General features: G+C 74.4%; 27 protein-coding genes and 1 tRNA gene. 11 read left to right on the plus strand and 17 right to left on the minus strand.

Going from position 1 to position 25,542, the window contains the following annotated elements; all coding sequences use genetic code 11:
* Nucleotides 1–22: 22 nt before the first annotated feature.
* The 3 genes from V5D56_RS07365 to V5D56_RS07375 all read right to left on the minus strand — a co-directional run bounded on the left by V5D56_RS07365 (nucleotide 23) and on the right by V5D56_RS07375 (nucleotide 3,567).
* Nucleotides 23–1,498 carry a M15 family metallopeptidase gene (locus V5D56_RS07365; RefSeq protein ID WP_435738393.1) on the minus strand — a complete coding sequence of 492 codons (1,476 nt, stop codon included), beginning with the start codon at nucleotides 1,496–1,498 and terminating at the stop codon, nucleotides 23–25.
* A 318-nt stretch (nucleotides 1,499–1,816) separates the two neighbouring features.
* Nucleotides 1,817–3,154: a threonine/serine ThrE exporter family protein gene (locus tag V5D56_RS07370; RefSeq protein ID WP_435738973.1), complete on the minus strand. Its 1,338-nt coding sequence runs from the start codon at nucleotides 3,152–3,154 to the stop codon at nucleotides 1,817–1,819.
* Nucleotides 3,151–3,567, minus strand: a complete 417-nt coding sequence (locus V5D56_RS07375; RefSeq protein WP_435738394.1) for a pilus assembly protein CpaE — start codon at nucleotides 3,565–3,567, stop codon at nucleotides 3,151–3,153. Before V5D56_RS07375 ends, V5D56_RS07370 begins: the two co-directional genes overlap by 4 nt.
* Nucleotides 3,568–3,681: 114 nt before the next feature.
* Here V5D56_RS07375 and V5D56_RS07380 point away from each other — a divergent pair, with 114 nt between their 5' ends.
* A complete protein-coding gene (locus V5D56_RS07380) occupies nucleotides 3,682–5,310 on the plus strand; it encodes a mechanosensitive ion channel domain-containing protein (RefSeq protein WP_435738395.1) in 1,629 nt (542 codons plus the stop codon).
* Nucleotides 5,311–5,377: 67 nt separating this feature from the next.
* On the opposite strand, the gene surE is transcribed toward V5D56_RS07380, so the two are convergent.
* The 3 genes from surE to V5D56_RS07395 are packed head-to-tail and all read right to left on the minus strand — an operon-like array spanning nucleotide 5,378 to nucleotide 8,020.
* The gene (gene surE / locus V5D56_RS07385) at nucleotides 5,378–6,133 is read right to left on the minus strand and encodes a 5'/3'-nucleotidase SurE (RefSeq protein WP_435738396.1); all 756 of its coding nucleotides are present in this window, start codon (nucleotides 6,131–6,133) and stop codon (nucleotides 5,378–5,380) included.
* A gap of 28 nt (nucleotides 6,134–6,161) precedes the next feature.
* Entirely contained in the window at nucleotides 6,162–7,169 is a 1,008-nt protein-coding gene (locus V5D56_RS07390) for a 1-phosphofructokinase family hexose kinase (protein ID WP_435738397.1), read from the minus strand.
* 29 nt (nucleotides 7,170–7,198) lie between these two features.
* On the minus strand, nucleotides 7,199–8,020 hold the full coding sequence (locus V5D56_RS07395) for a glycerophosphodiester phosphodiesterase (protein WP_435738398.1): 822 nt from the start codon (nucleotides 8,018–8,020) through the stop codon (nucleotides 7,199–7,201).
* A gap of 129 nt (nucleotides 8,021–8,149) precedes the next feature.
* On the opposite strand from V5D56_RS07395, the gene V5D56_RS07400 reads away from it, so the two are divergent.
* Complete coding sequence (locus tag V5D56_RS07400; RefSeq protein WP_435738399.1) at nucleotides 8,150–8,722, plus strand: hypothetical protein; 573 nt, start codon at nucleotides 8,150–8,152, stop codon at nucleotides 8,720–8,722.
* 21 nt (nucleotides 8,723–8,743) lie between these two features.
* Here the strand turns inward: V5D56_RS07400 and V5D56_RS07405 are convergent, their stop codons facing one another.
* A complete protein-coding gene (locus V5D56_RS07405) occupies nucleotides 8,744–9,307 on the minus strand; it encodes a TIGR03086 family metal-binding protein (RefSeq protein WP_435738400.1) in 564 nt (187 codons plus the stop codon).
* A 121-nt stretch (nucleotides 9,308–9,428) separates the two neighbouring features.
* Nucleotides 9,429–9,611, minus strand: coding sequence for a hypothetical protein (locus tag V5D56_RS07410; RefSeq protein ID WP_435738401.1), 183 nt, complete (start codon nucleotides 9,609–9,611; stop codon nucleotides 9,429–9,431).
* A 138-nt stretch (nucleotides 9,612–9,749) separates the two neighbouring features.
* Here V5D56_RS07410 and V5D56_RS07415 point away from each other — a divergent pair, with 138 nt between their 5' ends.
* Nucleotides 9,750–11,381 (plus strand): class I SAM-dependent methyltransferase, encoded by a 1,632-nt coding sequence (locus tag V5D56_RS07415; RefSeq protein ID WP_435738402.1) that lies wholly within the window; start codon nucleotides 9,750–9,752, stop codon nucleotides 11,379–11,381.
* A gap of 83 nt (nucleotides 11,382–11,464) precedes the next feature.
* Nucleotides 11,465–12,103: an ASCH domain-containing protein gene (locus tag V5D56_RS07420; protein ID WP_435738403.1), complete on the plus strand. Its 639-nt coding sequence runs from the start codon at nucleotides 11,465–11,467 to the stop codon at nucleotides 12,101–12,103.
* Between the two features lie 18 nt (nucleotides 12,104–12,121).
* Here V5D56_RS07420 and V5D56_RS07425 read toward each other — a convergent pair whose 3' ends face one another.
* Nucleotides 12,122–12,742 (minus strand): pyridoxamine 5'-phosphate oxidase family protein, encoded by a 621-nt coding sequence (locus tag V5D56_RS07425; RefSeq protein WP_435738404.1) that lies wholly within the window; start codon nucleotides 12,740–12,742, stop codon nucleotides 12,122–12,124.
* Between the two features lie 48 nt (nucleotides 12,743–12,790).
* Here V5D56_RS07425 and V5D56_RS07430 point away from each other — a divergent pair, with 48 nt between their 5' ends.
* Nucleotides 12,791–13,417, plus strand: a complete 627-nt coding sequence (locus tag V5D56_RS07430; RefSeq protein WP_435738405.1) for a DinB family protein — start codon at nucleotides 12,791–12,793, stop codon at nucleotides 13,415–13,417.
* A gap of 87 nt (nucleotides 13,418–13,504) precedes the next feature.
* On the opposite strand, the gene rlmC is transcribed toward V5D56_RS07430, so the two are convergent.
* The gene (gene rlmC, locus V5D56_RS07435) at nucleotides 13,505–14,635 is read right to left on the minus strand and encodes a 23S rRNA (uracil(747)-C(5))-methyltransferase RlmC (RefSeq protein WP_435738406.1); all 1,131 of its coding nucleotides are present in this window, start codon (nucleotides 14,633–14,635) and stop codon (nucleotides 13,505–13,507) included.
* Nucleotides 14,636–14,752: 117 nt separating this feature from the next.
* Here rlmC and V5D56_RS07440 point away from each other — a divergent pair, with 117 nt between their 5' ends.
* From V5D56_RS07440 to V5D56_RS07455, 4 genes are all read left to right on the plus strand, one after another.
* Nucleotides 14,753–14,977, plus strand: coding sequence for a three-helix bundle dimerization domain-containing protein (locus tag V5D56_RS07440; RefSeq protein ID WP_435738407.1), 225 nt, complete (start codon nucleotides 14,753–14,755; stop codon nucleotides 14,975–14,977).
* Nucleotides 14,978–15,051: 74 nt separating this feature from the next.
* Nucleotides 15,052–15,465 carry a type II toxin-antitoxin system VapC family toxin gene (locus V5D56_RS07445; protein WP_435738408.1) on the plus strand — a complete coding sequence of 138 codons (414 nt, stop codon included), beginning with the start codon at nucleotides 15,052–15,054 and terminating at the stop codon, nucleotides 15,463–15,465.
* A 73-nt stretch (nucleotides 15,466–15,538) separates the two neighbouring features.
* Nucleotides 15,539–15,919 (plus strand): STAS domain-containing protein, encoded by a 381-nt coding sequence (locus V5D56_RS07450; RefSeq protein ID WP_435738409.1) that lies wholly within the window; start codon nucleotides 15,539–15,541, stop codon nucleotides 15,917–15,919.
* Nucleotides 15,916–16,119, plus strand: a complete 204-nt coding sequence (locus tag V5D56_RS07455) for a hypothetical protein (RefSeq protein ID WP_435738410.1) — start codon at nucleotides 15,916–15,918, stop codon at nucleotides 16,117–16,119. Before V5D56_RS07450 ends, V5D56_RS07455 begins: the two co-directional genes overlap by 4 nt.
* A gap of 50 nt (nucleotides 16,120–16,169) precedes the next feature.
* On the opposite strand, the gene V5D56_RS07460 is transcribed toward V5D56_RS07455, so the two are convergent.
* From V5D56_RS07460 to V5D56_RS07475, 4 genes are all read right to left on the minus strand, one after another.
* Nucleotides 16,170–16,242: transfer RNA gene (locus V5D56_RS07460), tRNA-Lys, on the minus strand.
* Nucleotides 16,243–16,414: 172 nt separating this feature from the next.
* On the minus strand, nucleotides 16,415–17,125 hold the full coding sequence (locus V5D56_RS07465; protein WP_435738411.1) for a response regulator: 711 nt from the start codon (nucleotides 17,123–17,125) through the stop codon (nucleotides 16,415–16,417).
* The gene (locus V5D56_RS07470) at nucleotides 17,122–18,366 is read right to left on the minus strand and encodes a sensor histidine kinase (RefSeq protein WP_435738412.1); all 1,245 of its coding nucleotides are present in this window, start codon (nucleotides 18,364–18,366) and stop codon (nucleotides 17,122–17,124) included. Before V5D56_RS07470 ends, V5D56_RS07465 begins: the two co-directional genes overlap by 4 nt.
* Before the next feature lie 9 nt (nucleotides 18,367–18,375).
* Nucleotides 18,376–19,254 carry a lysostaphin resistance A-like protein gene (locus V5D56_RS07475; RefSeq protein WP_435738413.1) on the minus strand — a complete coding sequence of 293 codons (879 nt, stop codon included), beginning with the start codon at nucleotides 19,252–19,254 and terminating at the stop codon, nucleotides 18,376–18,378.
* 356 nt (nucleotides 19,255–19,610) lie between these two features.
* On the opposite strand from V5D56_RS07475, the gene V5D56_RS07480 reads away from it, so the two are divergent.
* Complete coding sequence (locus tag V5D56_RS07480; RefSeq protein ID WP_435738414.1) at nucleotides 19,611–19,892, plus strand: HesB/IscA family protein; 282 nt, start codon at nucleotides 19,611–19,613, stop codon at nucleotides 19,890–19,892.
* Between the two features lie 132 nt (nucleotides 19,893–20,024).
* Here the strand turns inward: V5D56_RS07480 and V5D56_RS07485 are convergent, their stop codons facing one another.
* On the minus strand, nucleotides 20,025–20,432 hold the full coding sequence (locus V5D56_RS07485; RefSeq protein WP_435738415.1) for a hypothetical protein: 408 nt from the start codon (nucleotides 20,430–20,432) through the stop codon (nucleotides 20,025–20,027).
* On the minus strand, nucleotides 20,429–21,109 hold the full coding sequence (locus V5D56_RS07490; protein ID WP_435738974.1) for a M50 family metallopeptidase: 681 nt from the start codon (nucleotides 21,107–21,109) through the stop codon (nucleotides 20,429–20,431). Before V5D56_RS07490 ends, V5D56_RS07485 begins: the two co-directional genes overlap by 4 nt.
* A gap of 399 nt (nucleotides 21,110–21,508) precedes the next feature.
* Here V5D56_RS07490 and V5D56_RS07495 point away from each other — a divergent pair, with 399 nt between their 5' ends.
* A complete protein-coding gene (locus V5D56_RS07495) occupies nucleotides 21,509–23,032 on the plus strand; it encodes a DEAD/DEAH box helicase (protein WP_435738416.1) in 1,524 nt (507 codons plus the stop codon).
* 112 nt (nucleotides 23,033–23,144) lie between these two features.
* Here the strand turns inward: V5D56_RS07495 and V5D56_RS07500 are convergent, their stop codons facing one another.
* The gene (locus tag V5D56_RS07500; protein ID WP_435738417.1) at nucleotides 23,145–25,511 is read right to left on the minus strand and encodes an arylsulfatase; all 2,367 of its coding nucleotides are present in this window, start codon (nucleotides 25,509–25,511) and stop codon (nucleotides 23,145–23,147) included.
* Nucleotides 25,512–25,542 lie beyond the last annotated feature (31 nt).

A 25,542-nucleotide genomic window follows, 5' to 3' on the forward strand; every position in this document is an offset into this window, starting at 1 on the left:
TCGAGCCGTCGAAGGGCGGTCGTCAGGAGAGGTCGCCGTACTCCCAGTGCCATGCCTCGGGGAGCGAACCGCCGGCACGAGCGAACTCGGGGTTGTCCCAGCCGAACGCAGGGCCGTTCGCCCGCAGCCACGCGTACTGCGCGGACCCGAAGCTCTGCACCCCGCCCCCGAGGTCGAGCGCGAGACCCCACCCGTGGTTCGACGTCCCCGGGGTCGCGGCGAAGTGGCCCCGCGACGCCTTCACCGCGACCTGGGAGCCGTACGACCGGTACGAGTCGGTGACCGACAGGTCCGTGCCGAACGCCTCGCGGTACTTGAGGTTGAGAGCCTCGATCTGGAAGTCCGCGTCGCAGCGCAGCATCTCGCCGGGGGCGAACGACAGCTCGCAGAGGGACTCGGCGGGGATCTGGCCGTTGCCGTACCCGGCCGTGGACGACGCCCACTGGTCGAGCTGGGCAGCCACCTCTGCGGCGGACGGCGGGCCGGGGACCACCTCGACGGCGATCCCGGCCTCCGTCGCGTCGAGCAGCGTGCGGAGCTCGGCCGTCAGCGCCGTGATCTCGTCGGCGCTCGCCGGCACGGCCGCGGCCTCGGCCTCGGCGTCGGCCGCCGTGGCGGTCTCCTCGTCAGCGGCAGCCTTCGCGGCAGCCTTCTCCGCGGCGGTGTCGGCGGGGTCGGACGCATCGGGCGTGTCCGCGGCCGCGCCGTCGGCGCTCGCCGCCTCGGCCGCGGCGGTCTCGTCCTTCGCCGCCGTCGAGTCGTCGGACGACCCGGCGGATGTCGTGTCCTCGGCGGCGGACACCGGCTCCAGCGGCATGGGGAGGTCGAGCGCGCCGCCGAGGGGTGCGGCGAGCGTGTCGAGGTGGGTGCGCTCCGAGCTGCGGCTCGCCTTCTCGGTGCCGCGCGCCGCGAGTCCGGTGTCGTCGGCACCTGCGGCGTCCGTCGCCCCGGCGTCCTCCGAACGTGCGTCCTCGGAATCGGCATCCTCGGTGGGCGCAGCGTCAGCCGCAGCGTCGGCGGCTACGGCGTCCGCGCCCTCCGGCGCGTCCGTGGCGCCGGCGATCACGTCGGTCGAGCCGTCGTTCGCGGAGATCGCCTCGGAGAGTCGCGTCCGCGTCTCCTCGATCTTCGCGGCCTGGTCGGCGGGGAGGGAGGCCGCCTGCTCGCTCGTGACGTACTCGGCGCGCACGAGCGCGTCGCTCGCGGCCTCGATCACCGCGGGGTCGGCGACGACGACCGGCGCCCCGTTCGTCTGCAGGGGGGAGGTCGTCGTCGGCGCAGGCGTCGTCGTGCCCTGCGCCGGGGTTCCGGCGGGGTCGACGAAGGCGGCAGCGGCCGTGGTCGCCGTGAGGGCGACGGCCGCGAGGGCGGCGCCGGTCCCGACGGCGGTGCGCCGGGCGCGCGGGCCCGTCACGGGGCGCGCCGCGAGGGCTTCGAGGCGAGCCGTGGCGCCGAGGGTCGAGCGCAGCGAGGTGCGCGGGGCGGAGTGGCGGCCCATCTAGCGGTCCTCGCCGGTGGTCGGCCGGCGGGTACCGCGGGCGTCGTGGTGCAGCAGAGTCAAACCAGGGTCCGATCGTCGGGTCGTGGTCGACGGGGCCCGGTGGACCACCCCGGGCAGGGGCGGCCGGACGGAGGGCGGGCGCGGTGACCACGACGGCGTGCGTGTCGTGGCGGGACGCTCAGGCCCTCGCACCACGAGGTCGGCTGCCGGGCTCGCGAGGCGACCCCTACCGACCGTTCAATCGTCAACTAGACGGACGTCCAGCCGTGACCATTTCCGCGGGGATGCGTCGCGAATGGGGTGGGAGGTCCGTGCTCAGGATGTGAAGAGGGTACGTGTCACGCGACTCGCGTCCCGGGTGACGCCGCTGCCGACGAGCGTCCCGAGCGCGATCCCGAAGACCGCGACCGCCGCGTTCGCGAGCTCCTGCGCGGCCTCGGCCCCGCCGCTCACGAGGTCCGAGAGGCCGAGCAGGCTCAGCGCCCCGGGGACGAGGAGCCAGAACGCGGGCAGGGTCGTGACCACCGCAGGCGGACCGGTCCGCGTGCGCTCCACGAGCGCCGCGAGGGGCACCACGGCGAGCGCCCCGACGAAGCCCGCGAGCGGGTCGGCGGCCAGCGCGCCGAGGAGCTGGGCGGCGTACGCGCCGAGCAGCACGACCCACACCCACGGCAGCGAGCCGCGCGGCGTCGACGCGAAGTACATCTGCCCGACCCCGACGACGAGCACGCCGAGCCACGGCGCCCACCAGACGGGCGTCGGCTGCGCGGTCGCGGCGTCGAGCCGGCCCGCGACCGCGGCGCCGGCGATGACGCCGAAGACGAGGAGCAGGAGCTGGGCCACCCCGTACACGAGCCGGCTCGCGCCCGCGACGATCTGGTTGCCGGTCAGCTCGATCGCGGCGACGGTCAGCACCGCGCCCGGCAGGAAGGACACGAGCGGGGGGACCAGGACGCTCAGCGGCTCGTCGCCGAGCCAGGGCTGCACGACGTCGATCGCGACGACCGTGACGAGGAACGCTGCGACGACCGGCAGCGCGGTACCGAGGGTCGGCCACCGCGACCCGAGCCAGCGCAGCGCGCCGACGAAGATCCCGAGCACGAGGTAGACCGGGAGCAGGTGGGCCGTCGGGTTGAGCACGAGGCCGAAGCCGACGGTGAGGAGACCGTGCCCGAGGATCGTCACCACCGCGCCGAAGCGGGGCGGTCGCGCGCGGATCGCGCGGAGCTCGGAGCGCGCGTCGGCGAGCGGCACGTCGGTCGTCCGCAGGCGCCGGACGAGCGTGTAGATCGCGCCGATCTGGTCGAGGTTCAGCCCGCTCCCCGCGGCGGCGGCGAAGTCGGTGAGCGTGCCGCCCGCCGTGCTCACCCGCACGAACACGCCCGTGGGCAGGACGAGCGTCCCGACCGTCGTCGCCCCGTACCGCTGTGCGACGGCTTCCAGAGCCTCCTCCACGTCCGTCACGGACTGGCCGGAGTCGAGCAGGTCGCGGCCGAGCGCGCGCAGCAGCGGGACGAGGTCGGGCGGGACGTCGGGCGGCTCCGCGACGTCCTCGGGACCAGGGTCCCTGCCGAGGGCGTGCAGGATCCTGCGGAACGTGGCCGGTGCACCGCGCAGCCCGTCCCGCCACCGACGGTTCCCGGCCCCGGTCAGGAGCGGTCTCCGGCGCTGGCCCTGACGAGGGCGAGCAGCGCCTGGCCGTACGCGTCGGCGGGCTCCGCGGCGGCGTAGGTCGCGGCGTCGTCGAGCAGCACGGTGCGCACGACGTACCCCTCGCCCGTCCGCTCGAGGCGCCGGAACGTGCCGCCGAGCAGCTCGCGCAGCTGATTCTCGAGGGGGTGCCACAGCGCGTCCTCGAGCGCGACGGAGTCCAGCGCCCACTCCGTCGTGCCGTTGAAGCCGAGCACGACGCCCGTGTCGAACTCGTGCGGCTCGATCGTCATGTCGCTCACCGTGAAGACGTCGCCGTCCCGCCCGGTCGCCAGCAGCCGGAACCGGTCGCCGGAGGCGGGGGACCAGCGGAGGCCGGCGTCGCGCAGGGAGAGGGCGAGGTCCCACGAGATCATGCGCCCACGGTAGGCCCGGCGCCGAGCGGGCGCCCGTCGCGCGCCCGGCCGCCCGTGACGGGCGTCTCGTCGCCGCCTCGCGCGCCGGCCGCGCCTCCTGCCTACGTTGGGGGGATGGAACCGGAGATCGAGAACGCCACGGACGTCGTCGTGACGCTGGGTGCCGTGGCCGCGGGGATCGTGGTCGCGTTCCTGCTCGGCACGATCCTGTCGGCCGTGGTCCGGCGCCTCGGTCGGCGCAGCGAGCTCATGCGCGACCTCTCGCGGCGCCTGCGCCGCCCGGACCGTGCCGTCCTCATGGTCCTCGCGGGGTGGATCGCGGTGCGCCTGACGACCGACGCGTCGACGCCGTGGCTGCCCGTCGTCGAGCACCTGCTCCTCATCACCCTCATCGGCGTCGGGGCGTGGTGGGTCGGCGCGTTCGCGTTCGTGCTCGAGGACTCGGCCCTGCAGCGCTACCGCATGGACACCGCGGACAACCGGCACGCGCGCCGCGTGCGGACGCAGATCACCGTGCTCCGCCGGCTCACGGTCGCCGTCATCATCGTGTGCGCGATCGCGGGCGTGCTGCTCACGTTCCCGGAGGCGCGCGCCGCCGGGGCGAGCCTCCTCGCGTCGGCCGGCCTCATCTCGATCGTCGCCGGGCTCGCCGCGCAGACGTCGCTGGCGAACGTCTTCGCGGGGATGCAGATCGCGTTCACCGACGCGATCCGTGTGGACGACGTCGTCGTGCTCGAGGGCGAGTGGGGCCGGATCGAGGAGATCACCATGACGTACGTCGTGGTGCACCTGTGGGACGACCGGCGGCTCATCCTCCCGTCGACGTATTTCACGACGACGCCGTTCCAGAACTGGACGCGGCGTGCCGCGGACCTGCTCGGCACGGTCGAGCTCGACCTCGACTTCGAGGTGCCCGTGGGCGCGATGCGTGCCGAGCTGAAGCGGCTGCTCGCCCTCACGGACCTGTGGGACGAGCGCGTCGGGATCCTCCAGGTGACGGACGCGGTCGGGGGGCTCGTGCGCGTGCGCGCTCTCGTCAGCGCGCACGACGCCCCGACGCTGTTCGACCTGCGCTGCTTCGTCCGTGAGGGCCTCGTGGACTGGCTGCAGCGGGCGGCGCCGCAGGGACTCCCGCGCACCCGGTGGGAGGGTGCCGCCACGACCGTGCCCGACGACGCGGGGAGGCCCGCGCTCGCCGCGCACCCGGACGACGCCCCGGCCGGCGGCCCGGGACCCGGCCGACCCACGGACGGGCGTCCGGACGAGGAGGGCGACCGCGCCGACGACGAGCCGCCGCGGGTCGCGCCCGCGCGCCCGCCCCGGCTCCCCCCGGACCGCGGCTCGCGACGCGCCGACGCGCCCGTCGTGCTCGGCACGATCCGTCGTGCCGGAAGGGCGGGAGCCGCGCCGAGCGAGGACCCGACGCGGCTCGTCGGCGTCGTCCCCGGCCCGGGGAGCGGGGCGCCGGGCGAGACCCGCGTGCTGCCCGCCGTCGGGCACGACGACGACGCCCTGCCGGAGGCCGCCGAGTCGGCGTTCTTCAGCGGCAGCGCCGAGGGCGAGGAGCGCTCGAAGGCCTTCGCCGGCCCGGGCCAGGACGTCATCGAGGAGCGCGAGCGCACGGCCGAGCACGCGCGCGTGGAGGAGGAGTCCGCCCACGGCACGGCGGACGCCCGGGACGACGACGGGAGCGGCACCCGCGACGTCGACCACGGGGACGGCGACCGCCGAGCACGCGACTGACCACCGGATCCGGCGCGATCCGGTGGCGAACCCCGTGCTCGGCGGACGACGAGCAGAGACGGAGGGGCTACCCCAGCCCGGGGATCTCGACGCTCGCGTCGGCGAACGGCGCTCGCAGCAGGGTGGCCGTGGCCCAGCCGCGCGTCAGCAGGCCGGTGTCCGACTCGGGCTCCGAGTGCCGCTCCGTCCCGGAGTACTGGAGCATGAGGTGGCGGTCGCCGTCCTCGTGCACGCGCGCCTGCACGAGGCCGAACGTCGCGAGCGGCGCGGAGCGCAGCCCGCGGAGCCGGTCCGGGGGGCAGTCCGGGACGTTGACGTTGAGCGTGCGCCCGTCGAGGGGCGTGCTGCGGACCCAGTCGAGCACGTGGTCCGTGACCAGCCGCGCGGTCTCCCAGTGCCGCGGCTCGGCGGCGTCGACCGAGACGGCGATCGACGTGATGCCGTGCGTCGTCGCGGACAGCGCCGCGCCGACGGTGCCCGAGTGCAGGATCGCGTTGCCCGTGTTCGCACCCTTGTTCACGCCCGAGAGCACGAGGTCGGGCTTCGGGCCGAAGCCGCCGTACGCGGCGACGAACGCGATGAGCGCGGGCGCGGCGCGCACGGCGAAGGACGACGTCACGCCGTCGGGCAGCCCGGGCGCGTCCCGCGGCTCGACGACGAGGCGTCCGTCGTGCTCCGCCCCGAGCAGGGACGCGCTCGCCCCGGAGGACTCGCGCGCCGGGGCGGCGACGGTCACGTCGTAGCCGGCGTCGAGCGCCGCGCCCGCCAGCACGGCCAGGCCGGGGGAGTCGATCCCGTCGTCGTTGGTCACGAGTGCGTGCACGATGTCCTCCGGGTGGGTCGTCGGTCGGTCAGGACGCCTCGCGCACCGTGACACGCCGCGCGAAGCGTTCGATCTGGTCGCGGCGACCGGTGCCGAGGCCGCGCCGCGTGACGTTGAGCGCCCCCGCGGCGGCCCCGATGCGGACCGCGTCGGGCAGCTCGAGACCGCGCCCCAGCCCGACGGCGATCCCGGCCGTCATCGAGTCGCCGGCGCCGCGGTGGTCGACGGTCGTGACGCGCGGCGTCGTGACCCGGTAGGTGTGCTCCCGGGTCACGAGGAGCGTGGGGTCCTGCGCGCGCGAGACGACGACGGCCCGCACCCCGGCGTCGACCATGTCCCGGGCGGAGGCGAGCAGGGCGGTCTCCGAGTCGTCGTCGCTGAACCCGCCGTCCACGAGCTCCTCGTGGCTCATCTTCAGCACGACACCGGGCGCGTCGCAGACCGCGCGCGCCTGGTCGCGGGACAGGTCGGCGACGACCTGGCGGTCGGACGCGTGCAGGTCGCGCGCGAGCCGGCCGAAGAACGACGCGGGCACGCCGACCGCCGTCTCGGAGCCCGTGAGGATCGTGACGGCGGCGTCGAGCGCGCTGACGAGGACCGTGCTGTACAGGTCGTCGACCTCGTGCCGGTTGAGCGGGTACGGGTCCATCGTCACGACCTCGGTGCGCTCGCCGCTGCGGCGGTCGTGGACGAACGCGCCGTTGCCCCCCGTGCCGACCGTGCGCAGCTCGAGGTTCTCGGCGCGCGCGAGGTGCGCGGCGACCGTGCCGGTCTCCCCGCCGAACGGCCCGCACACGACGACGCGCGCGCCGAGGGAGTACGCCATGCGCCCGAGCCACAGCCCCTGCCCGCCCGGGTGGACGTGGACCTCGGGCGACGACTCGTGCGGGCCCGCGGGCTCGATCTCGATCGTGAGCAGCGGCGTGAGGGCGAGGACGCACACCGTGGGCGTGCGGGCCTCGGTCGGGGCGGTCGCGGCGGGGGCCGGGGCGGTCGGGGCGGGTTCGGGCACCGGGGTCGGTGACGTCGCGCTCATCCGTCGAGGCTAGGGCGCGCGGCGGCGCCTCACCCGGCGAGAGGCGCCCCGGGGGTGCCGAGGCGGCCGTCGAGCCAGCCCGCGAGGCGGTCGGGCCGGTCCGTGACGACGCCGTCGACCCCGCGGCGGAGCAGGTCGAGCCACTCCCCGGGCTCGTCCGCCGTCCACACGAGGACGCGCAGACCGGCGCCGTGCAGCACGTCCACGAGCCCGGGCTCGCGCCCCAGCAGCGCGAGCTCCGGGTTGCACGCCACGACGTCCAGCTCGGAGCAGACGCGCACGAGCTCGTCCGTGCTGTCCGGGCGCAGGGCGAGGAGGAGGGCGCGCGCGAGGTGCGGTGCGGCGTCGCGCAGCGCGGCGACCGTGGACGGCCAGAACGACTGCACGACGACGCGCCCGGCGAGCCCCGCGGCGTCGACCTCCTTCGCCACGAGCCGGGCGTCGTCGGCCGTCCAGGTGCCCTTGAGCTCGACGAGCAGGTCGATGCCCGGCCGCTCCGCGACGAGGCGCGTGACGTCCTCGAACGTGGGGACGCGCTGTCCCGCGTAGGCCCGCGAGAAGGACGCCCCGGCGTCGAGGCCGCGCAGCGCTCCGAGCGTCAGGTCGGCGACACGACCCGTGCCGTCGGTCGTCTCGTCGACGGTGTCGTCGTGGAGCACGACGACGCGACGGTCCGCCGTGAGGTGCACGTCGAGCTCGATCGCGTCGGCACCCGCGCGCCACGCCGACTCGAACGCGGCCAGCGTGTTCTGCGGGGCGACGGACGAGCTCCCGCGGTGCGCGACGACGGCCGGTCGCCCCCCGCGGGCCGTCACCGGGAGCAGGAGCCGGGGCACGTCGTCGAGGGTCATAGCGCCAGTCTCGCCACGCGAGCGGTGGCGCGCCAGGCCCCCGGGCCGCCCGTCGCCGACCCTTCGCCCGCCGTTCACTCGGCCGCCCCGGCTTGGGCGCTCGCCGGTGCGGGTGGTTCCATGCTGTCCATGGCCCTCCGACCCGCCTCGCCCCGACCTGCCCTGTCCCGTTCTGCCGTCGTCGTCGCCGGTGTGCTCTGCGCCGCCCTGCTCACCGCCTGCTCGGGCGGACCCGACGAGCCGACCGACCCCACGCCGTCGGACGCGGCGTCGGCCTCGCCGTCGGACACGCCGTCGGACACCGCGTCGACGGACGCGGGCGCCGAGGAGACGGACGGCACCGCGAGCCCGGACGAGACGCTGACGGCGCAGCAGGCGTGCGCCGCGATGTACGTCGACGGCGGCGAGCCGCTCGAGCGCCGCGTCGTCGCCGCGCTCGTCGGCATCAGCGAGGACGGCGCGGGCACCGACACCGTCGGCACGATGACCGCGGTCGGGATCGAGCTCGGCAGCCTCTCGGTGACGGTGCCGACGGAGTTCGAGGGCGCGGTCGAGAAGGTGCGCGTGCCGTTCCTCCAGCTCCAGGAGAACCTCGACACCGGGACGGAGGAGTCCGTCGACCTCGACATCGCCTCGGCGCGCGAGGGCCTCACGGAGTACCGCGAGCTGTGCGACGCCGCGGGGGAGACCTCGACCTCCTGACCTGCCGGAGTCCCTGGTCGGTCAGCGGCGGCGGCCCGTGAGGGCGAGCAGGCGCGTGAGGTCGTCCGCGTCGTCCTCGACGTCGAGCGGGCCGCGGAACAGCGGGCCCGGGTCGAGCAGCGTCGAGCGCGCCTCGGCGTAGTGCAGGGCCCACGCGACGAGCGCGGGGTCCACGTCCTCGTCACCGCCCGTCGCCCGGGCGAGGTCCCACGCGTGGACCACGAGGTCGAACGTCATCTGCGCGCAGTACTCCGCCGCCGACGTGTCCCCGTACGACAGGTGCACGACGCGGTCCAGCGCGTCCGGCGCGAGGAACGCCTCACGAGCCTGCACGGACGCGTCGACCCAGCGGTCGACCGGGTCGTCGCCCAGCACGTCGCCGTCCAGCACCGGGCCGACCTCGGCGAGGGTCCGGCCCGCGAGGAGCTCGGGCGCCCAGAGCTGCTCGGCCGTCAGGTGGTTGACGAGGTCGCGCACCGTCCAGTCGTCGTCGGGGGTGCGCCGGGGCCAGTCGTCGTCGGTCAGCGGACGCACGCGTGCGTCGAACGCGCCGATCGCGTCCCCGTGGGCGGAGAGCACGTCCATCGTCGTCCTCCTCGGTGAGCCTGCGTCCACCGTCGCACGGATCGCGCGGTCCGGCACGAGCCGGCACGAGCTGGCACGAGCTGGCACGAGCCGGCACGAGCCGGCGCGGACCGGCACCGTCTCAGGAGCGCAGCGCGAGCGCGACGACGAGAGCGATCACACCCCAGAGGACGAGCCCCGCGCCGCAGCCGATCGCGAGGCCGTTCGCGCCCGTCGACCGGTCCCGGGGCGTGGCGCGGACGGCCGCCGCGGAGACCGCGAGGCCGGACACGACGAGCACAGCCCCTGCGATCATCCAGAACATCGCGACCACCGTGCCACAGGTGAGGTGCCCATCGCATCGTGGACGAGCGTCCAGGACGGCCGCGCCGGCGTCTCGTGACCAGGGCCCTCCCCGCCCGCCGGCTTGCGCTACCGGGGCCGGGACCAGCACCGTTGGCCCGTGCACCCGACCGACGGCGTCGTCCGCCGCATCCTCTTCCCCGGCCGCCACCACCTCGTCACACGGTTCCAGGTCGACTACCTGCGGGCCCTGCGCGCCGGGCTCGTCCGGGACCTCGACGGGCGGCGCGTCCGCTGCGCCCCCGACGTCGAGGTCGTCTGGGTCGTGACCTCCGCCAACCACTCGGGCACGCGGCGCAACCCGCTGCCGGGGCACCGGCGCGAGGCGCTGATCGAGAACGTCGCCGTGCGTGAGGGCCTGCCGAGCGTCGTCGTCCCCGTGCCGGACGCCGCGCCGAGCCCGCGCTTCGCGACCCTCGTCGTGACGAGCGTCGCGACGGGCACGGGGCGCGAGCCCACGCCCGCCGACACCGTCGTGGCCTGCTCGACGCCGTCCCTGATCGACGCCTACCGGGAGCTGGGCTTCCGCGTCGCGGGCGTCGAGCTCGACGCGGCGGAGGACGACGACCGCGGCGGCGCACCCTCGGTGGGCGAGGCGGTCGCGCGGCCCTGGGACCTCGTCGAGCTCCTCGCCGCGGGGGACGAACGCTGGCGCGAGGTGGCGCACCCCGCGGTGCCCGACTTCTACGCGCGCTACGGCCTCGTCGAGCACGTGCGCGAGATCTTCGCCGACCCTGTCGTCTCGGGGGACGGCGACCTCACGACGACGCGCGACTACCGCACGTACGCGGCCGCGTTCGAGGAGGCGTCGGCGCGCAAGTGGGCTCAGGTCGCGCCGCACGTGCGCCCGGGGCGCGTCGTGGACATCGGGTGCGCCACGGGCGGTCTGCTCGAGCACGCAGCGCGCGAGCCGCGCCTGCACGAGTCCGACCTGTTCGGCGTCGACGTCGCGCGCCACCTCGTCGCCGAGGCCGAGCACAAGAAGGCGCAGGGCGTCTTCGCCAACCCGAACGTGTGGTTCGTGCAGGCGAACATCCTCGCGCGGTCCGTGATGCCGGACGCGTCCGTGGACACGACGCTCACCATCGCGCTCACGCACGAGGTGTCGTCGTACGGCGACGGCGTGCGCGACGTCGGGCTGTTCGCCCGCCGCGTGCTGCGGCACACCCGGCCCGGCGGCGTCTGGGTCAACTCGGACGTGTGCGGGCCGGCGGACCCGGGCCGCGTCGTCGTGCTCACGCTGCGGACCGACGACGGCGTCCCGGCGACCGGGGACGGCCCGGGCGGGGCGCGGACCGACCTCGACGGGCTCGCGCGCGAGGACGTCGCGGCGTACGTGGGCGGGCTGTCGACCGACGCGCGTCTCGCCCAGTTCGCGCACGACTTCCCGCGGTCCTCGGGCGCGGCGTTCGCGCCCGAGCCGCTCGGTGGCGGACGCTGGCGGCTCACGCTGCGCGAGGCGATGGAGTTCCTCACGCGCAAGGACTACGTCGACAACTGGCTGTCGGAGGCGCACGAGCGGTTCTGCGACCTCAGCGGCCCGGCGTGGGAGTCGCTGCTGGTGGAGGCGGGCTTCGAGCTCGAGCCCGGCAGCGGCGCCTGGCGCAACGACTGGCTCGTCGAGCACGCGTTCGCGCCCGTGGCGACCCTGCACGACGCCGCGACCGGCGAGCCCGTCGACTGGCCGGACACCCACGTTCTGACCGTCGCGCGCCGTCCGGAGCTCGCCTGACCGCGAGGTAGCACCGCGGTCGGGACGTGCCGGACCGCCGTGCCGGACGGGCACGACGCCCGGAGGCTCGTAGGCTCGGTCCCGTGCTGCTCGACGCGCGGACGCTGCAGGGCATCCAGGACGGGACGGTGACGCTCGCGTTCCGTCGCTGGACCGTGCCGCGCGTGCGTGTCGGGACGCAGCAGCGGACGCGCATCGGCGTGGTGGAGGTGACGTCGGTCGAGCGGGTCCCGCCAGGACCGGACGGCGCTCCGCTCGTGTCCGACGACGACGCGCGCCGCGCCGGGATGGCCTCGCCCGAGCGTGTGCTCGCCCGCGGCGGCGCCCGGGAGGGAGACCTGTATCGCGTCGGGCTGCGGTTCGTGGGCGAGGACCCGCGCGTCGCGCTGCGTGCCGACGCCGAGCTCGACGCGGCCGCCGTCGAGCAGATCGGCGCGAGCCTCGCCCGCAAGGACCGGGCCGCGGCCGAACCCTGGACGCGCGCGTACCTCGAGCTCGTCGCAGCGAACCCGGGCGTCGTGGCGCGCGAGCTCGCGGCCGGGCTCGGGATGCCGCGCGACGACTTCAAGGTCCGCGTGCGGCGGCTCAAGGAGCTCGGGCTCACCGAGAGCCTCGAGGTCGGCTACCGCATCTCGCCGCGCGGGCGCGCCTACCTCGACGCGACGTCGGGCGACGAGGGCCGGTCCGGGCTGTCAGCGACAGGGCGGCCTCAGGACCGGTGAGCCGCTGACAGGTTGTCGTCACCCGGCGTTGTCAGCAGCGTGCAGGCCCTGGGGTCGGTGAGGCGCCGACAGCTCGTGGGCGCGCCCGTCGCCGATCGCCGGGAGGCCGTCGATGCTCGACGTGTTCTTGAGCTCCCGGTAGTCGTCGAGCTGCTCGGGCGTCTTGCGTGCGGCCCAGCGGTCCAGCAGGTCGCGGTCCTCGACGAGCTCCATGCGGGGCACGGAGAAACCGCACGAGTCGGAGACGCGCGTGACGTCCACGACGACGACGCCCCGCTGCCCCGCCGTCTGCTCCTTGGCGAAGAGGGGGCGCAGCTCGTCGAACTCGTCCGTGCCGGCCTCGACGTACCGCCCCGTGCCGTGGAACCGCACGATGTTCGGCGGCCCGTCGAAGGCGCAGAACATGATCACGATGCGGCCGTTCTCCCGCAGGTGAGCCGGTGTCTCCGCGCCCGAGCCCGTGTAGTCGAGGTAGGCGACGCGGTCCGGCCCCAGCACCACGAACGTCCCGGCCATGCCCTTGGGCGCGACGTTGACGTGCCCCTCTGCGGCGAGAGGGGCGGTCCCGACGAAGAACACCGGCTGTGCCAGGACGAACGCTGCGAGACGGTCGGTGATCTGCTCGTGGAGGGTCGCCATGGGCCGAGTCTGGCACCGCTGCGGGTGGCCGGGAGTAGCGTCCGGGGGATGAGCGCATCGAGGACGACACCGCACGCGGACCGGTTGCCGGAAGATCCGAAGGACACGCTGCTGCGGTATCTGGCGCGCGAGCGCGCCACGCTGCTCAGCAAGGCTGAAGGGTTGAGCGAGTACGACGTCCGTCGCCCCCTGACCCGCACCGGCACCAACCTGCTCGGCCTGCTCAAGCACGTCGCGAGCGTCCAGGTCGGCTACCTGTGCGAGACGTTCGGTGGCACGCACGACCTCGCGATGCCGTGGTTCGACGACGGCGCGGAGGTCAACGCCGACATGTGGGCGACGGCCGACGAGTCGCGCGAGGAGATCGTGGAGCTGTTCCGACGCTCCTGCGAGATCTCCGACGAGTGGGTCGCCGGTCTCGACCTCGACGCGCGCGGCGAGGTGCCGTGGTGGGCGCCGGCGCGGCGGCACGTGACGCTCCACCAGATCCTCGTCCACATGCTCGACGAGATGGCGCACCACGCGGGCCACGCGGACATCGTGCGCGAGCTCGTCGACGGCGCGGTCGGCAACGGCAGGGGAGACGTGCCCGTCCAGTCGGACGCGAAGTGGGCGGCCTACCGTCAGCGCCTCGAGGACGCGGCGGTGGAGGCAGCGCGTCGGGCAGGCGACTGACCGCGAGATCGACCTGAGCGCCGCGAGGTCGACCCACGGAAGGTCGATCTCGCGACGCTCGGGTCGATTTCGGCGGGGTTCGCCGTCTCAGGCGCGTTCGAGGAGGACCGCGACCTCGTAGTGCGCGGTGTGCGGGAACATGTCGAGCACGCGCGCCTCCCGCGCGTGCAGCGACGGCATGAGCGCGAGGTCGCGCGCGAGCGACGTCGCGTTGCAGCTCGAGTACACGACGTGCCGCACGTCCGACTCCTCGAGCCACGTGCTCAGCGTCTCGCCGATGCCGCGTCGCGGCGGGTTCACGACGACGAGGTCAGGGGCGGCGGCTGGCGGCTGGGCGAGAGCGAACGCCGTCGCGTCGCCGGCGCGGAACGTCGTGCGGTCCCGCCCGGCGTCGTGCGCCGAGAGCCGCGCGCTCGCGATCGCCTCGACGCTCGTCTCGACACCGACGACGTCGCGGTCCCCGCTCGCGACGTGCAGCGCGAACCCGCCGACGCCGCAGTAGAGGTCCCAGACCGTGGAGGGGGCGGCGTCGTCCACCCAGTCGCGGCCCTGGCGGTACAGGGCCGCGGCGACGTCGGTGTTCGTCTGGAAGAAGCTCTGCGGGCGCAGGTGCAGGTCGATGCCGTTCACCGTCATGCGCAAGGTCTCGGTGTCGGTGAGGAGGATCTCCGTCTCGCCCTCGACGACCGCCTTGTGCTCGGGGTGGATGTTCGCCGAGACGACGCGCAGCCGGGGCAGTGCGTCGAGCAGCGCGGGCAGGTGCTTGCGCAGGCGGGGCACCGACTCGGTGGAGCGCAGCACGAACCGGGCCATGAGCTCGCCGTCCGGCGAGAGGGTCACGAGCACGTACTTCAGCTCGCCGCGCCGGGCTCGGACGTCGTAGGGCACGAGCCGGGCGCGCGTCACGAGCTCGGCGAGCGGGCCGAACGCGTGCTGCAGAGCCGCGGGGTAGAGCGGGCAGTCGGTGAGGTCGACGCCGCCGGCCTCGTCGAGGATGCCGAGCACCGGGTCGTCCACGGTCCCCGTGACGACCATCTTGGCCTTGTTGCGGAAGCCGGCCTCGAACGACGTCACCGGGTCGAGCCACCGCAGACCGGGGGCGAGCGGGGCGAGGAGGTCGGCGCAGTGTCGCTGCTTGCCCGTGAGCTGCGCCGGGTACGGCTGCTCCAGGAGCGTGCACGACCGGCACCGCCAGGCGTCGAAGTGGTGGCACTGCACTCGTTCGAGTCTACGGGCGGGACGCCCGGACCCGTGGCGGGTCGCTGCGACGGCCGGCGGGGCAGGTGTTCACCGTCGGTTCGGCCCCCGGTCACCACGGCGTGCGAGCGTGCCCCCATGACAGCCGACGAGACCCGCGAGATCGACGTCGTGGTCCAGCGCATCGCGGACCGCTTCCCCGGGGTGGACCCGGACGACGTCCGCGCGCAGGTGCACGCCGAGCTCGAGGCGTTCGACGACGCGCACGTGCGCGACTTCGTGCCCGTGCTCGTGGAGAACGCGGTCATGGACACGTTGCGGGCGTCGCTCGAGCCGACGCCGATCGTGCCGCCCGAGGCCTGAGCCCGTCGCCGAGGAGCCCGGACCGGGCGGGCCATACCGTCGACGCCGCGTCCGGGCGGTGCCACGATGACGGCATGACCCGCTACGCGATCGACGCGCCCGTGGCGATCCGGCTGGCGCGCGAGAAGGTGGTCGTGCCGGCCGAGCACCAGCTCGTGGCGCCCAACCAGCTGCGGTCGGAGGTGCTGTCGCGCCTCTACCGCGCGGTCCGCACGGGCGAGCTGAGCGAGCACGAGGGCCGCGAGCTCCTCGACCGCGTCACGACCACCAGGATGCGCCTCCTCGGCGACCGCGTCTCGCGCGCGACGGCCTGGTCCGTCGCGGACCGTCTCGGCTGGGAGGACACGGGGCCCGCCGAGTACGTCGCCGTCGCGAAGCTTCAGGCCGACGCCCTCGTCACGGAGGACGCCGGGCTCGTGCGGGCGGCGGAGGGTCTCGTGCGCGTCGCATCGTTCGAGGAGCTGTCGACGCTCGCCAGAGCGCTGTGAGCCGCGCCCGCTGAGCGAGCACGCGTCAGGGCGCGTACCGTCGAGCCGCTGACGAAAGGGAGCGCGGATCACGGTGAGTGCGGAAGTTGTGGGCGACGTCGCGATCGAGGACGGCGGGTCGCGGTGGGTGATGTGGGGCGAGATCGACTTCTCGGTGACGCACCGGGTCAAGCGGGCGCTGGCCTCCACGATCGACGGGTTCCCGAAGACCATCGACCTGCGACGCGTGACCTTCATGGACTCGTCGGGACTGCACCTGATCCTCATGAAGGTGACGGCGGCGAGCCGTCCGCGTCTCGTCGACGCCCCGCAGCCGGTGCTCGACCTGCTGGACATGAGCAGTGCGCGCGGACTGGTCGAGCTCGTCGGCGGTCCCCACAGCGCCGACGCTCGCGCCACCGGCGACGACGCCGCGGTGCCCGCGCCGTGCAGCGGTGAAGGACGGGGCGCGTGAGGCCCTGGACGCCGGCGACGGACATGGTGCGTCGGCTCTACGTCGCGGGCCGCGAGGCGACGAGCCCCGCGGAGACGCTGCGCATGCACCCTGACGACATCGGTGCCGAGTTCGACCGCTGGTTCGCGGAGGCCGTGCGGGGTGCAGCACGCCCCGACGGCGGCACGGGCGAGAACGGCCCTGCGACCGGCCCTTCCTGACGTCGCCGGTCGCGACGGCGGCCCGTGGACAAACCGACCGTGCTGGCGCGTGGGCCCCGTGGGGTTCGAACCCACAACCTACGGATTAAAAGTCCGCAGCTCTGCCAGTTGAGCTAGAGGCCCGGGCGATGAGCGGGTCCGTCCGTGGAGTCCCCGGCACACCACCGGTGTCGTGCGCGGGCGGTCGGGGACCGCTGCGGTCGACGCGTCCGACAGTACCGCCTGGCCGCGGCGTGCGGGTTCCGCCGAGGGCTCATCCCGGCGTACGTCACGCCCCCGGCTCACGCCCCAGGGGTCACCCCTGGTCCGTCGCCGAGACGAGTCCCACCCGGTAGGCGAGCACGACGGCCTGCACCCTGTCGCGCAGGCCGAGCTTGGCCAGGATGCGGGACACGTACGTCTTGACCGTCTCCGGCGTGATGACGAGCTCGCGCGCGATCTCCGCGTTCGACAGCCCGGCGGCGAGCTGCTCGAGCACCTCGAGCTCGCGCGGGGTCAGGCTGCGCACGACGTCGTCCCGCGCGGCGTGGGACGTGCCGGTCGGCCGCACCCGCTCGGCGTAGCGGCCGATGAGGGTCCGGGTGACGGTCGGGGCGAGCAGGGACTCGCCCCGGGCGATCGTCCGGATGCCGTCGACCAGCTCTGCGGGCGGAGCGTCCTTGAGCAGGAACCCGCTCGCCCCGGCGCGCAGCGCCTCGTAGACGTACTCGTCGACGTTGAACGTGGTCACCATGAGCACCTTGACCGGCGTCTCGGCGTCCGGTCCCGCGATCTGCCGCGTCGCCTCGATGCCGTCGAGCACAGGCATCCGGATGTCCATCACCACGACGTCGGGGCGCAGCCGTCGCGCGGCCTCGACGGCCGAGCGCCCGTCCTGCGCCTCGCCGACGACCTCCATGTCGGCCTGGGCGGAGAAGATCGTGACGTAGCCGACCCGCACGAGCTCCTGGTCCTCGCACACGAGGACCCGGATCGGGGGTGTTCGCTCGGTCGACGGGACGGTCATGGGCTGCTCCTGGTCGGTGTGGTGGGGATCAGGGCCCGCACGCGGAACCCGCCGTCGGGCGTCGGCCCGGTCTCCAGGTCGCCGTCGAGGAGGCGGACACGTTCGAGGAGGCCGGAGAGGCCGCGCCCGCCGGGGGCCGACACCGCCACGGCGGCGGACCGGGCCGACGACGGCGTGCCGGGCGTGGCGACCGACGCAGCGGGGCCGCTGGTGGTCACCTCGGTCTCGAGGTGCTCGGCGCCGTGCCGCACGCGAACGGTGGTCGGTCGCCCGGGGGCGTGCTTGAGCGCGTTGGTGAGGCCCTCCTGGACGACCCGGTAGGCGGCGAGCCCGACGGCGTCGGGCAGGGCGCGCGGTCCGCCCTCCTCGCTCCACTCCACCGGCTGGCCCGACCGGCGGGCCTGCTCGACGAGGTCGTCCACACGGCCGAGGACGGGTACCCGTCCCGTGGGTTCCGGCTCGCCGGTCGCCTCGAGGACGCCCAGCAGGTACCGGAGCTCGGTCAGGGCGCGTCGTCCGGTCTCGCTGATCGCGACGAGCCCGTCGGTCGCACGGTCCGGCGTCGCGGGCAGGAGGTACTGCGCGGCGTCCGCCTGCACCACCATCGCCGTCACGTGGTGCGTCACCACGTCGTGCAGCTCCCTCGCGATCCGGGCCCGCTCGTCCGACGTCGCCACCGCGGCGGCCAGGCGCCGGCGTTCGACCTCCTCCGCCCGCCAGCGGCGCACCCCCGTGCCGGCCATCCAGATCACCACCAGGACGAGGTAGAACGCGAGGAAGGCCGGGAGGTCGTTCGGCGAACCGAGACCGACGAGCGTGGCCGTCAGGGCGGCGTAGCCCACCGTCGTCAGGGCGGCGGTGACGTGGCGGAACCGCGTCTGGTACGCCCCGGCGGCGTAGAGCGCGACGTAGAGGCCGACGCTCGCGAACGTCGGCGGGTACGACAGCGCCTGGTCCGCGGCGAGCGCCGTGCCGACGACCAGCAGGCAGGCCCCCGGCCACCGGCGGCGGAACGCGACGGGCACGCACTGCGCGAGGAGGAGCGTCACGCCCAGCGCGTCCAGGGGTCGCTCGGGCAGGTCGCCGAGCTCGACCCCGATGGTCGACAGCGTCGGGACGACGCCGAGCACCGTGAGGAGCGCCGCCAGCAGACCGTCCCGGACGCCCGGACGGTGCGCGAGCCGCCGGGCGCGCGTCCGGAGAGGACGCTGCGCCCGGTCGACGGCGGAGGTGACGGGCACCGCCCGAGCCTACGGGCGGCGGCGGCGCGACGGGACCAGCGTCCCGCGGCGTCGGGCGGCGACGAGCATCGGGACGGCGAGCAGCACCCCGACCGTCACGGTCACCAGCGAGCCCTCGATGCCGAAGTCGCCGCCCGTGAGCAGGGCGGGACCCGAGACCTCGGCGACCAGCAGCCCCGGTTCCGCGTGGCCCGAGACCGGGAGGCCGAGCAGCGCGACGGTGGTGTTCCAGGCGAGGTGGAGACCGATGACGAACCAGAGGTTGCGACGCCAGAGGAACGCGGCGCCGAGCATGCCGCCGGCCTCGATCGCGATCGCCAGCGCGGTCCAGGGTGTGGCGCCCGGGTTGAGCAGGTGCGCCACCCCGAAGAACACGGCGGTGACCGGCAGCGCGACCCAGCTGCCGAGGACACGCTCGAGGGCCTGGAGCGCGAAGCCGCGGAACATGAGCTCCTCGGTGACCGCGACGCCGAGCATGACGGTGAGCACCGGCACCACCACGGCGACGAGGTCGACGTCGGCGGTGCGGAACGTGTAGCCGCCGAGGGCGGCGACGACGGACGCGGACACCGCCACGAAGCCCAGCCCGATCGCGGCGCCCAGCAGCGCCTCGGGCACGGCGCGGCGGGCGGCGATCTCGGGAGTCCGGCGTCGTGCGACGAACCGCATGACCACCCGGTAGACGACGACCGCGAGCACCGCTCCGAGCACGGGGAAGACGGTGAGCGGCTCGCGCTGCGCGGTCAGGCCCGCGACCGCGCCGACGGCGACCATCCCGAGCAGCATCCAGGCCAGGGGATGGCGGAGGAAGCGGGCCATCGGGCCGCCTGGTGCGGGGTCCAGGGCGCCCAGGGCGTCCGGTCGGGGTGTCGCGGTCGTCGTGCTCATGCGGGCCTCCGTCGGTGCGTGGCCGCCCGGATCGGCGACCACCAGCAACGCTAGGAGGGCCACGGCACGGGCGAATCACCCGCCGGTCAGCAACCGGGGTAGCTCTTCCGGGGGACCCCGGCAGCGCGCGAGCGCGCGTACCGTACGCGCCCGTGCAGGGGACGTCCTGGCCAGTCTTGCTGCGTGAGAACTTTCGTGAGATCCCGGCGTGGCGGTTGCGTACCCCGCCGGATCTTGCTTGGTTGGAGGAGACCGAGGGGCCCGCGGGAGGGTGCACCGACGGCAGGTCACACCCCCCAGGTGTGAGTCGCACGGACGTGTCCCGTGGCCCCCGCCCGGCGACGAGAGGAGCTCTCGTGCTTACCCTGACCGACAACGCCCGTACCGCTGTCCAGGACCTCACCACGCAGGCCGGTGTCCCCGAGGGAGGCGGTCTGCGGATCGCCGAGTCCGCGGACCAGGCCGGCAGCTTCGAGCTCGCGCTCGTGCCCGCCCCGCAGCCCGACGACACCGTCGTCGAGGACGGCGAGGCGAAGGTGTTCGTGGAGAACACCACCGTGCAGACGCTCTCGAACCTCACGCTCGACACCGACCCGAACGCTCAGGGTCCGTCGTTCGTCCTGACCCCTCAGGGCTGACGCCGTACGCAGTCCTCGGCGACGCGTCGTCCTCCTCCTCCAGGCGCGTCCTCGAACGTCGACGGGCCGTCCGCATCGAGCGGGCGGCCCGTCGTCGTGCCCGGTGGTGCACGCCCGGGTCGCGCGGGGTACCTACCGGGTCGCGCGGGCAGCGGCCGCGACCTCCGCAGCCACGCGGTCGGCGCGCCAGCACCGGAACCGCAGGACGCCGCGCTCGTGGTGCACCGCGACGATCCCGGTCACGACCCCCGGCTCCGTCTCGACCGCCGTCACGTCGTGCAGCGCGAGCATCATCTCGCCCGGCACGCCGCGCAGCAGCGCCCGGTCCGCGCGCGAGACGCCGAACCACAGGTGCTCGGACCTGACCTCGAACCGGGTGCCGAGCCAGATCTCCGCGCGTCGCCGCCCCCAGGTCTCTCGAAGGCGACGGAGACCGGACGAGGCCGGCGCGACGTCCCGGCGGTCCGTCTCCGGCAGGAGCAGGTTCGCGAGGCGCCGTCGCGAGCCGCGCTCCGAGGACGTGCCGGCGGAGCGCGTCATGCCGCCGGCCCGACGATCCACCAGCCGCCGAGGACGGCCGCGCCCGCCGTGACGACGAGGAACACCCCGACCCAGAGCAGGCCCGGCACGTGGGTGAGCCGGGCGAGGATGTCGGCGTCGGAGCTCGCTGCCCGTCCGCGCGACCGCTCGGCCTGGAGCTCGAGCACGGGCCGAACCGACCCGAGCAGGAGGAACCACGTGACGGCGTAGGCGACCGCGCTCTGCACCGGCGGCGTCGCCCACCACGAGACCGCCACGAGCGCGGCACCGCTCACGAGCACCGACCACAGGCCGAACCAGTTGCGGATCTGCAGCAGCAGGAGCGCGAGGAGCAGCACGAGCAGCCACAGCAGCCCGACGGCGTACCCCTGGCGCAGGAGCCCGGCCGCGCCGAGGCCGATGAGGCCCGGCCCGACGTAGCCCATGAACGCGGTGAGCACCATGCCGAACCCGCGCGGCCGGCCGGACGAGACGGTCAGCCCGGACGTGTCGGAGTGCAGCCGGATGCCGGAGAGACGCCGGCCCGTCAGCACGGCGGCGAGCGCGTGCGCGCCCTCGTGCGCGATGGTGATCACGTGCCGCGCGACGCGCCACACGGGGGTCACGAGCACGACGGCGAGCGCCAGGGCACCCATCGCGGTGACCACCGCAGGGTCCGGGGGAGCGACGGGGGTCACGGCGGCGTCCCAGATCTGCCCGGCGACGTCCCCCACCGACGAGGCGACGTCGCCGCCCGAGGGGGCACCGCCGTCGGACAGGGTGGTCAGGGCCGTCACGGCCTTCGTCAGCACGTCCACGCGCGCCATTCCACCACAGCGTGCCGAGCACGGGATCGTCCACGGCCGAGCACGGGGTCGTCCACCGGATCGCGGCAGATCCGGTGGGATAACCCGTGTTCGGCGGCGAGCCGGGTGCCCCCTCCAGACGTGACGCCGCACACGGTTCCGGCCCCACGGCGTCGGGCATGAGACACTGGACGGACGAGGGCAGCGCGAACCGCGCGCCCCGCGTCGTGGAGATCCCCCCGGATTGCGTGCGGCGGACCCCGACCCCAGCCTCGAGAGGCCCTTCTTCCTGTGACTTCCTTTGCCGACTTCGGCCTGCCCACCACCGTCGTGCGCGAGCTCTCGCGCCAGGGCATCGACTCCCCGTTCCCCATCCAGACCGCCACGCTGCCCGACTCGATGAAGGGCCGCGACGTCCTCGGCCGCGGCCGCACGGGCTCCGGCAAGACGCTCGCGTTCTCGCTCCCGACCGTCGCGCGGCTCGCCCACGCCAAGACGTCGCGCCACCCGCGCCGGCCCCGCGCGCTCGTGCTGTGCCCGACGCGCGAGCTCGCCAACCAGATCAACGCCACGATGGAGCCCGTCGCGAAGGCCCTCGGCCTGACGACGACGACCATCTTCGGCGGCGTCGCGCAGTCGCGCCAGGTCGCCGCGCTCGACAAGGGCGTGGACATCGTCATCGCGTGCCCCGGCCGCCTCGAGGACCTCCTCAACCAGCGCGTGCTCACGCTCGACGGCATCGAGATCACCGTGCTCGACGAGGCGGACCACATGGCCGACCTCGGGTTCCTGCCCGGCGTGAAGCGCATCATGGACAAGACCCCGAAGAAGGGTCAGCGCATGCTGTTCTCCGCGACGCTCGACAACGGCGTGGACCAGCTCGTCAAGCGCTACCTCAGCAACCCGGTGCGCCACTCCGTGGACGACGCCGCGGCCGCGCCCCCGCAGATGACGCACCACATCCTCGCGGTGCGCGACGCGGAGGCGAAGAAGCAGGTCGTGCACGAGCTTGCGTCGGGCACCGGTCGCCGCGTCCTGTTCATGAAGACGAAGCACCAGGCGAAGAAGCTCGCGCGGCAGCTCACCGCCGCGGGCGTCCCCGCGGTGGACCTGCACGGCAACCTCGGCCAGGGCGCGCGCGAGCGCAACCTCGAGGCGTTCTCCTCGGGCACCGTCAAGGTGCTCGTCGCCACGGACATCGCGGCGCGCGGCATCCACGTCGACGAGGTCGAGCTCGTCGTGCACGTCGACCCGCCGGCCGAGCACAAGGCGTACCTCCACCGCTCGGGCCGTACGGCACGCGCGGGCTCGGAGGGCGTCGTCGTGACGGTCATGCTCCCGGAGCAGCGCGGCGACGTGCGCGACCTGACCCGCAAGGCGAAGATCACGGCCCAGCCGAAGCCCGTCGACCCGGGCGACGCGACGCTCAAGGCCCTCGTCGGCGACGTCGCGGAGTACGTGCGCCCCGCCGACATCACGCCGCCGCAGACGCAGGCGCGTCGTGGCACCGCGTCGACCAACGGCGGCTCGCGCGCCTCGCGTCGCGGACAGGGCTCGGGCCAGGGCGGCGCTCCGCGCGGCCAGTCGGCCGGCGGCCAGGGTGGCCAGCGCCAGACGGCGCAGCGTTCGGGCGGCTCCGGCCGCCCCGCCGGTGGCTCCTCGGCGGGCGGCTCGTCGCGCGGTGGGCAGTCCCGCGGCGGTCAGCAGGGCGGCCAGCAGTCGGCAGGGCAGGGCGGCTCCGCCCGCCGCGGCGGCCGCGGCCGCGCGCAGCGCCCCGCGGGCGGGACCGTCTACTCGACGTCGTCGGCGCGCTGAGCGCTGCACGGCTCAGCTTCTCGCAGCACCGACGGCGGGCCGAGGACGGGAGAACCGTCCTCGGCCCGCTGTCGTCCCCGCGTCCGGCAGCGCTCCCGCCGGACGGTCGCCGCTACTGCCGCGCCATCGCGATCCGGAGCACCGTCTCGGGGTCGACGAGGTGGTCGTGGGTGTCGCCGCCCACGTCGAGCTGGACCCAGTGCAGCCGCCCGGTGAACCGGCTCGTCCGCGCGGTGTAGTCGGGCGAGACGCACGTGCCCGACTCGTAGCCGACGTCCGTGGTCTCGTCCGCGGAGAAGACCATCGGCTGGGTCGCGTCGACGCGACCGGTGCCGACGGGCTCGCCGTCGTGGAACAGGGTGACGTCGCCGCCCTTGCCGAGCCCGCCGCCGTCGTACGCGAGCTCCGCGCGCACCTGGTGGCTGCCCGTGGGCAGCGGGACGTCCGCCCGGACGGCGAAGTGGTGGATGCCGAGCACGTTGTAGAGGAACGTGAGCCGGCCCTCGTGGACGTACAGGCTCCACCCGCCGAACCGGCCGCCCTGTGCGAGGAGCACGCCCTGCGCCGGCGCGTCCCGGACGTCGACCTGCGCGGTGACCGAGAACGACCTGTTCTTGACGCTCAGCACGCTGTTCTCCGACAGGCGCCCCATGCCGGGGTAGAACACCTGCCGCGTCCCGCGCAGGAGCGTCGGCCGGCCGGCCATCGACGCCTCCAGGCGCTCGGCGGTGCGGTCGTCCAGCGGGAGCACGTTGTACTTCGTCGCCTCGATGAGCCACAGCCGCTGGAGGCTCGCGAGCTTGTCCGGGTGCTCCGCGGCGAGGTCGCGTGCCTGGCTGAAGTCCGTCGACCCGTCGTACAGCTCCCAGGTGTCGTCGTCGAACGCGGGGACGACCCCGCCGACCATGACCCACGGGGTGCGGTGCTTCGTGACCGCGCTCCAGCCCTTGTGGTAGATCCCGCGGTTGCCGAACATCTCGAAGTACTGGAGGTCGTGCCGCTCCGGGCTGTCCGCGTCCTCGAACGCGTACAGCATCGACGTGCCCTCCATCGGGGACTGCAGCACCCCGTTGACCATCGTGGGCTCGGGGATCCCGGCCGCCTCGAGGACGGTCGGTGCGACGTCCACCACGTGCGTGAACTGCGAGCGCAGCCCGCCCCGCTCCGCGATGCGCCGGGGCCAGTGCACGATCGTCCCGTTGCGCGTGCCGCCCCAGTGCGACGCGACCTGCTTGGTCCACTGCAGCGGCGAGTTCATGGCCCACGCCCACCCGACGGCGTAGTGGTTGTACGAGGCCGGTGAGCCAAAGTCGTCCATCTTCGAGCGCATGAACTCGGGCGTCTCGAGCGCGGCCATGCCGTTGAAGTTCGCCATCTCGTTGAACGCGCCGTTCACGGTGCCCTCGGCGGACGCGCCGTTGTCGCCGATGACGTAGTACACGAGCGTGTCCTCGAGCACACCGAGCTCCTCGAGCGTGTCGACGAACCGGCCGACGTGATGGTCGGTGTGCTCGAGGAACGCCGCGTAGACCTCCATCTGGCGGGCCAGGACGGGCTTGAGATCGTCGGGCATGTCGTCCCACGCGGGGATCTCGTCGTGGCGTGCGGTGAGCTCCGTGCCCTCGGGCACGACCCCGAGCTCCTGCTGCCGCGCGAAGATCCGCTCGCGCTGCACGTCCCAGCCGTCGTCGAACGCGCCGCGGTACTTCTCGATCCACTCGGCCGGCACGTGGTGCGGTGCGTGCGTCGCGCCCGGCGCGAGGTAGACGAAGAAGGGCTTCTCCGGCATGAGGGCCTTCTGCTGGCGCACCCACGCCGAGGCGTGGTCCACGAGGTCCTCGGTGAGGTGATAGCCCTCCTCGGGTGTGGCGGGCGGCTCGACAGGGGTGGTGCCGTCGTACAGCGCAGGGTCCCACTGGTTGTTCTCGCCGCCGATGAAGCCGTAGAAGGTCTCGAAACCGCCGCCACCCGACGGCCAGGCGTCGAACGGGCCCATCGGGGACGACTGCCACACGGGGACCTCGTGGCACTTGCCGAACTGCGCCGTCGAGTAGCCGTTGAGCCGCAGCGTGAGGGCGAGGGGCGCCTTCGTGTTGGGACGCAGGGAGCTGTTCCCCGGGGCCGACGTCGCGGTCTCCGTGATGCTGCCCATGCCGACCGAGTGGTGGTTCCGGCCCGTGAGGAGCGCCTGACGGGTCGGGGCGCACAGCGCCGTCGTGTGGAACCGGTTGAAGCGCAGACCGCCCGCGGCGAGCCGCTCGGCCGTCGGGGTACGGCACGGACCGCCGAACGCGCTCGACGCGCCGAACCCGACGTCGTCGAGCAGGATCACGACGACGTTCGGCGCCCCCTCGGGCGGCAGCAGCGGCTCGATCGGCGGGAACGCGGTGTCGGGGTCCCGCGCGTCGTACGTCGTCAGGCCGGGAGGCGTGCGGTCGGGGATCGGGAGCATCGAGCGGAGGTGCTGGTCGGGACGCATGGTGCCTCCTCGGGCAGGGCGGGCGCGAGCG

Source organism: Cellulosimicrobium sp. PMB13 (assembly GCF_051294865.1).
GTDB lineage: Bacteria > Actinomycetota > Actinomycetes > Actinomycetales > Cellulomonadaceae > Cellulosimicrobium.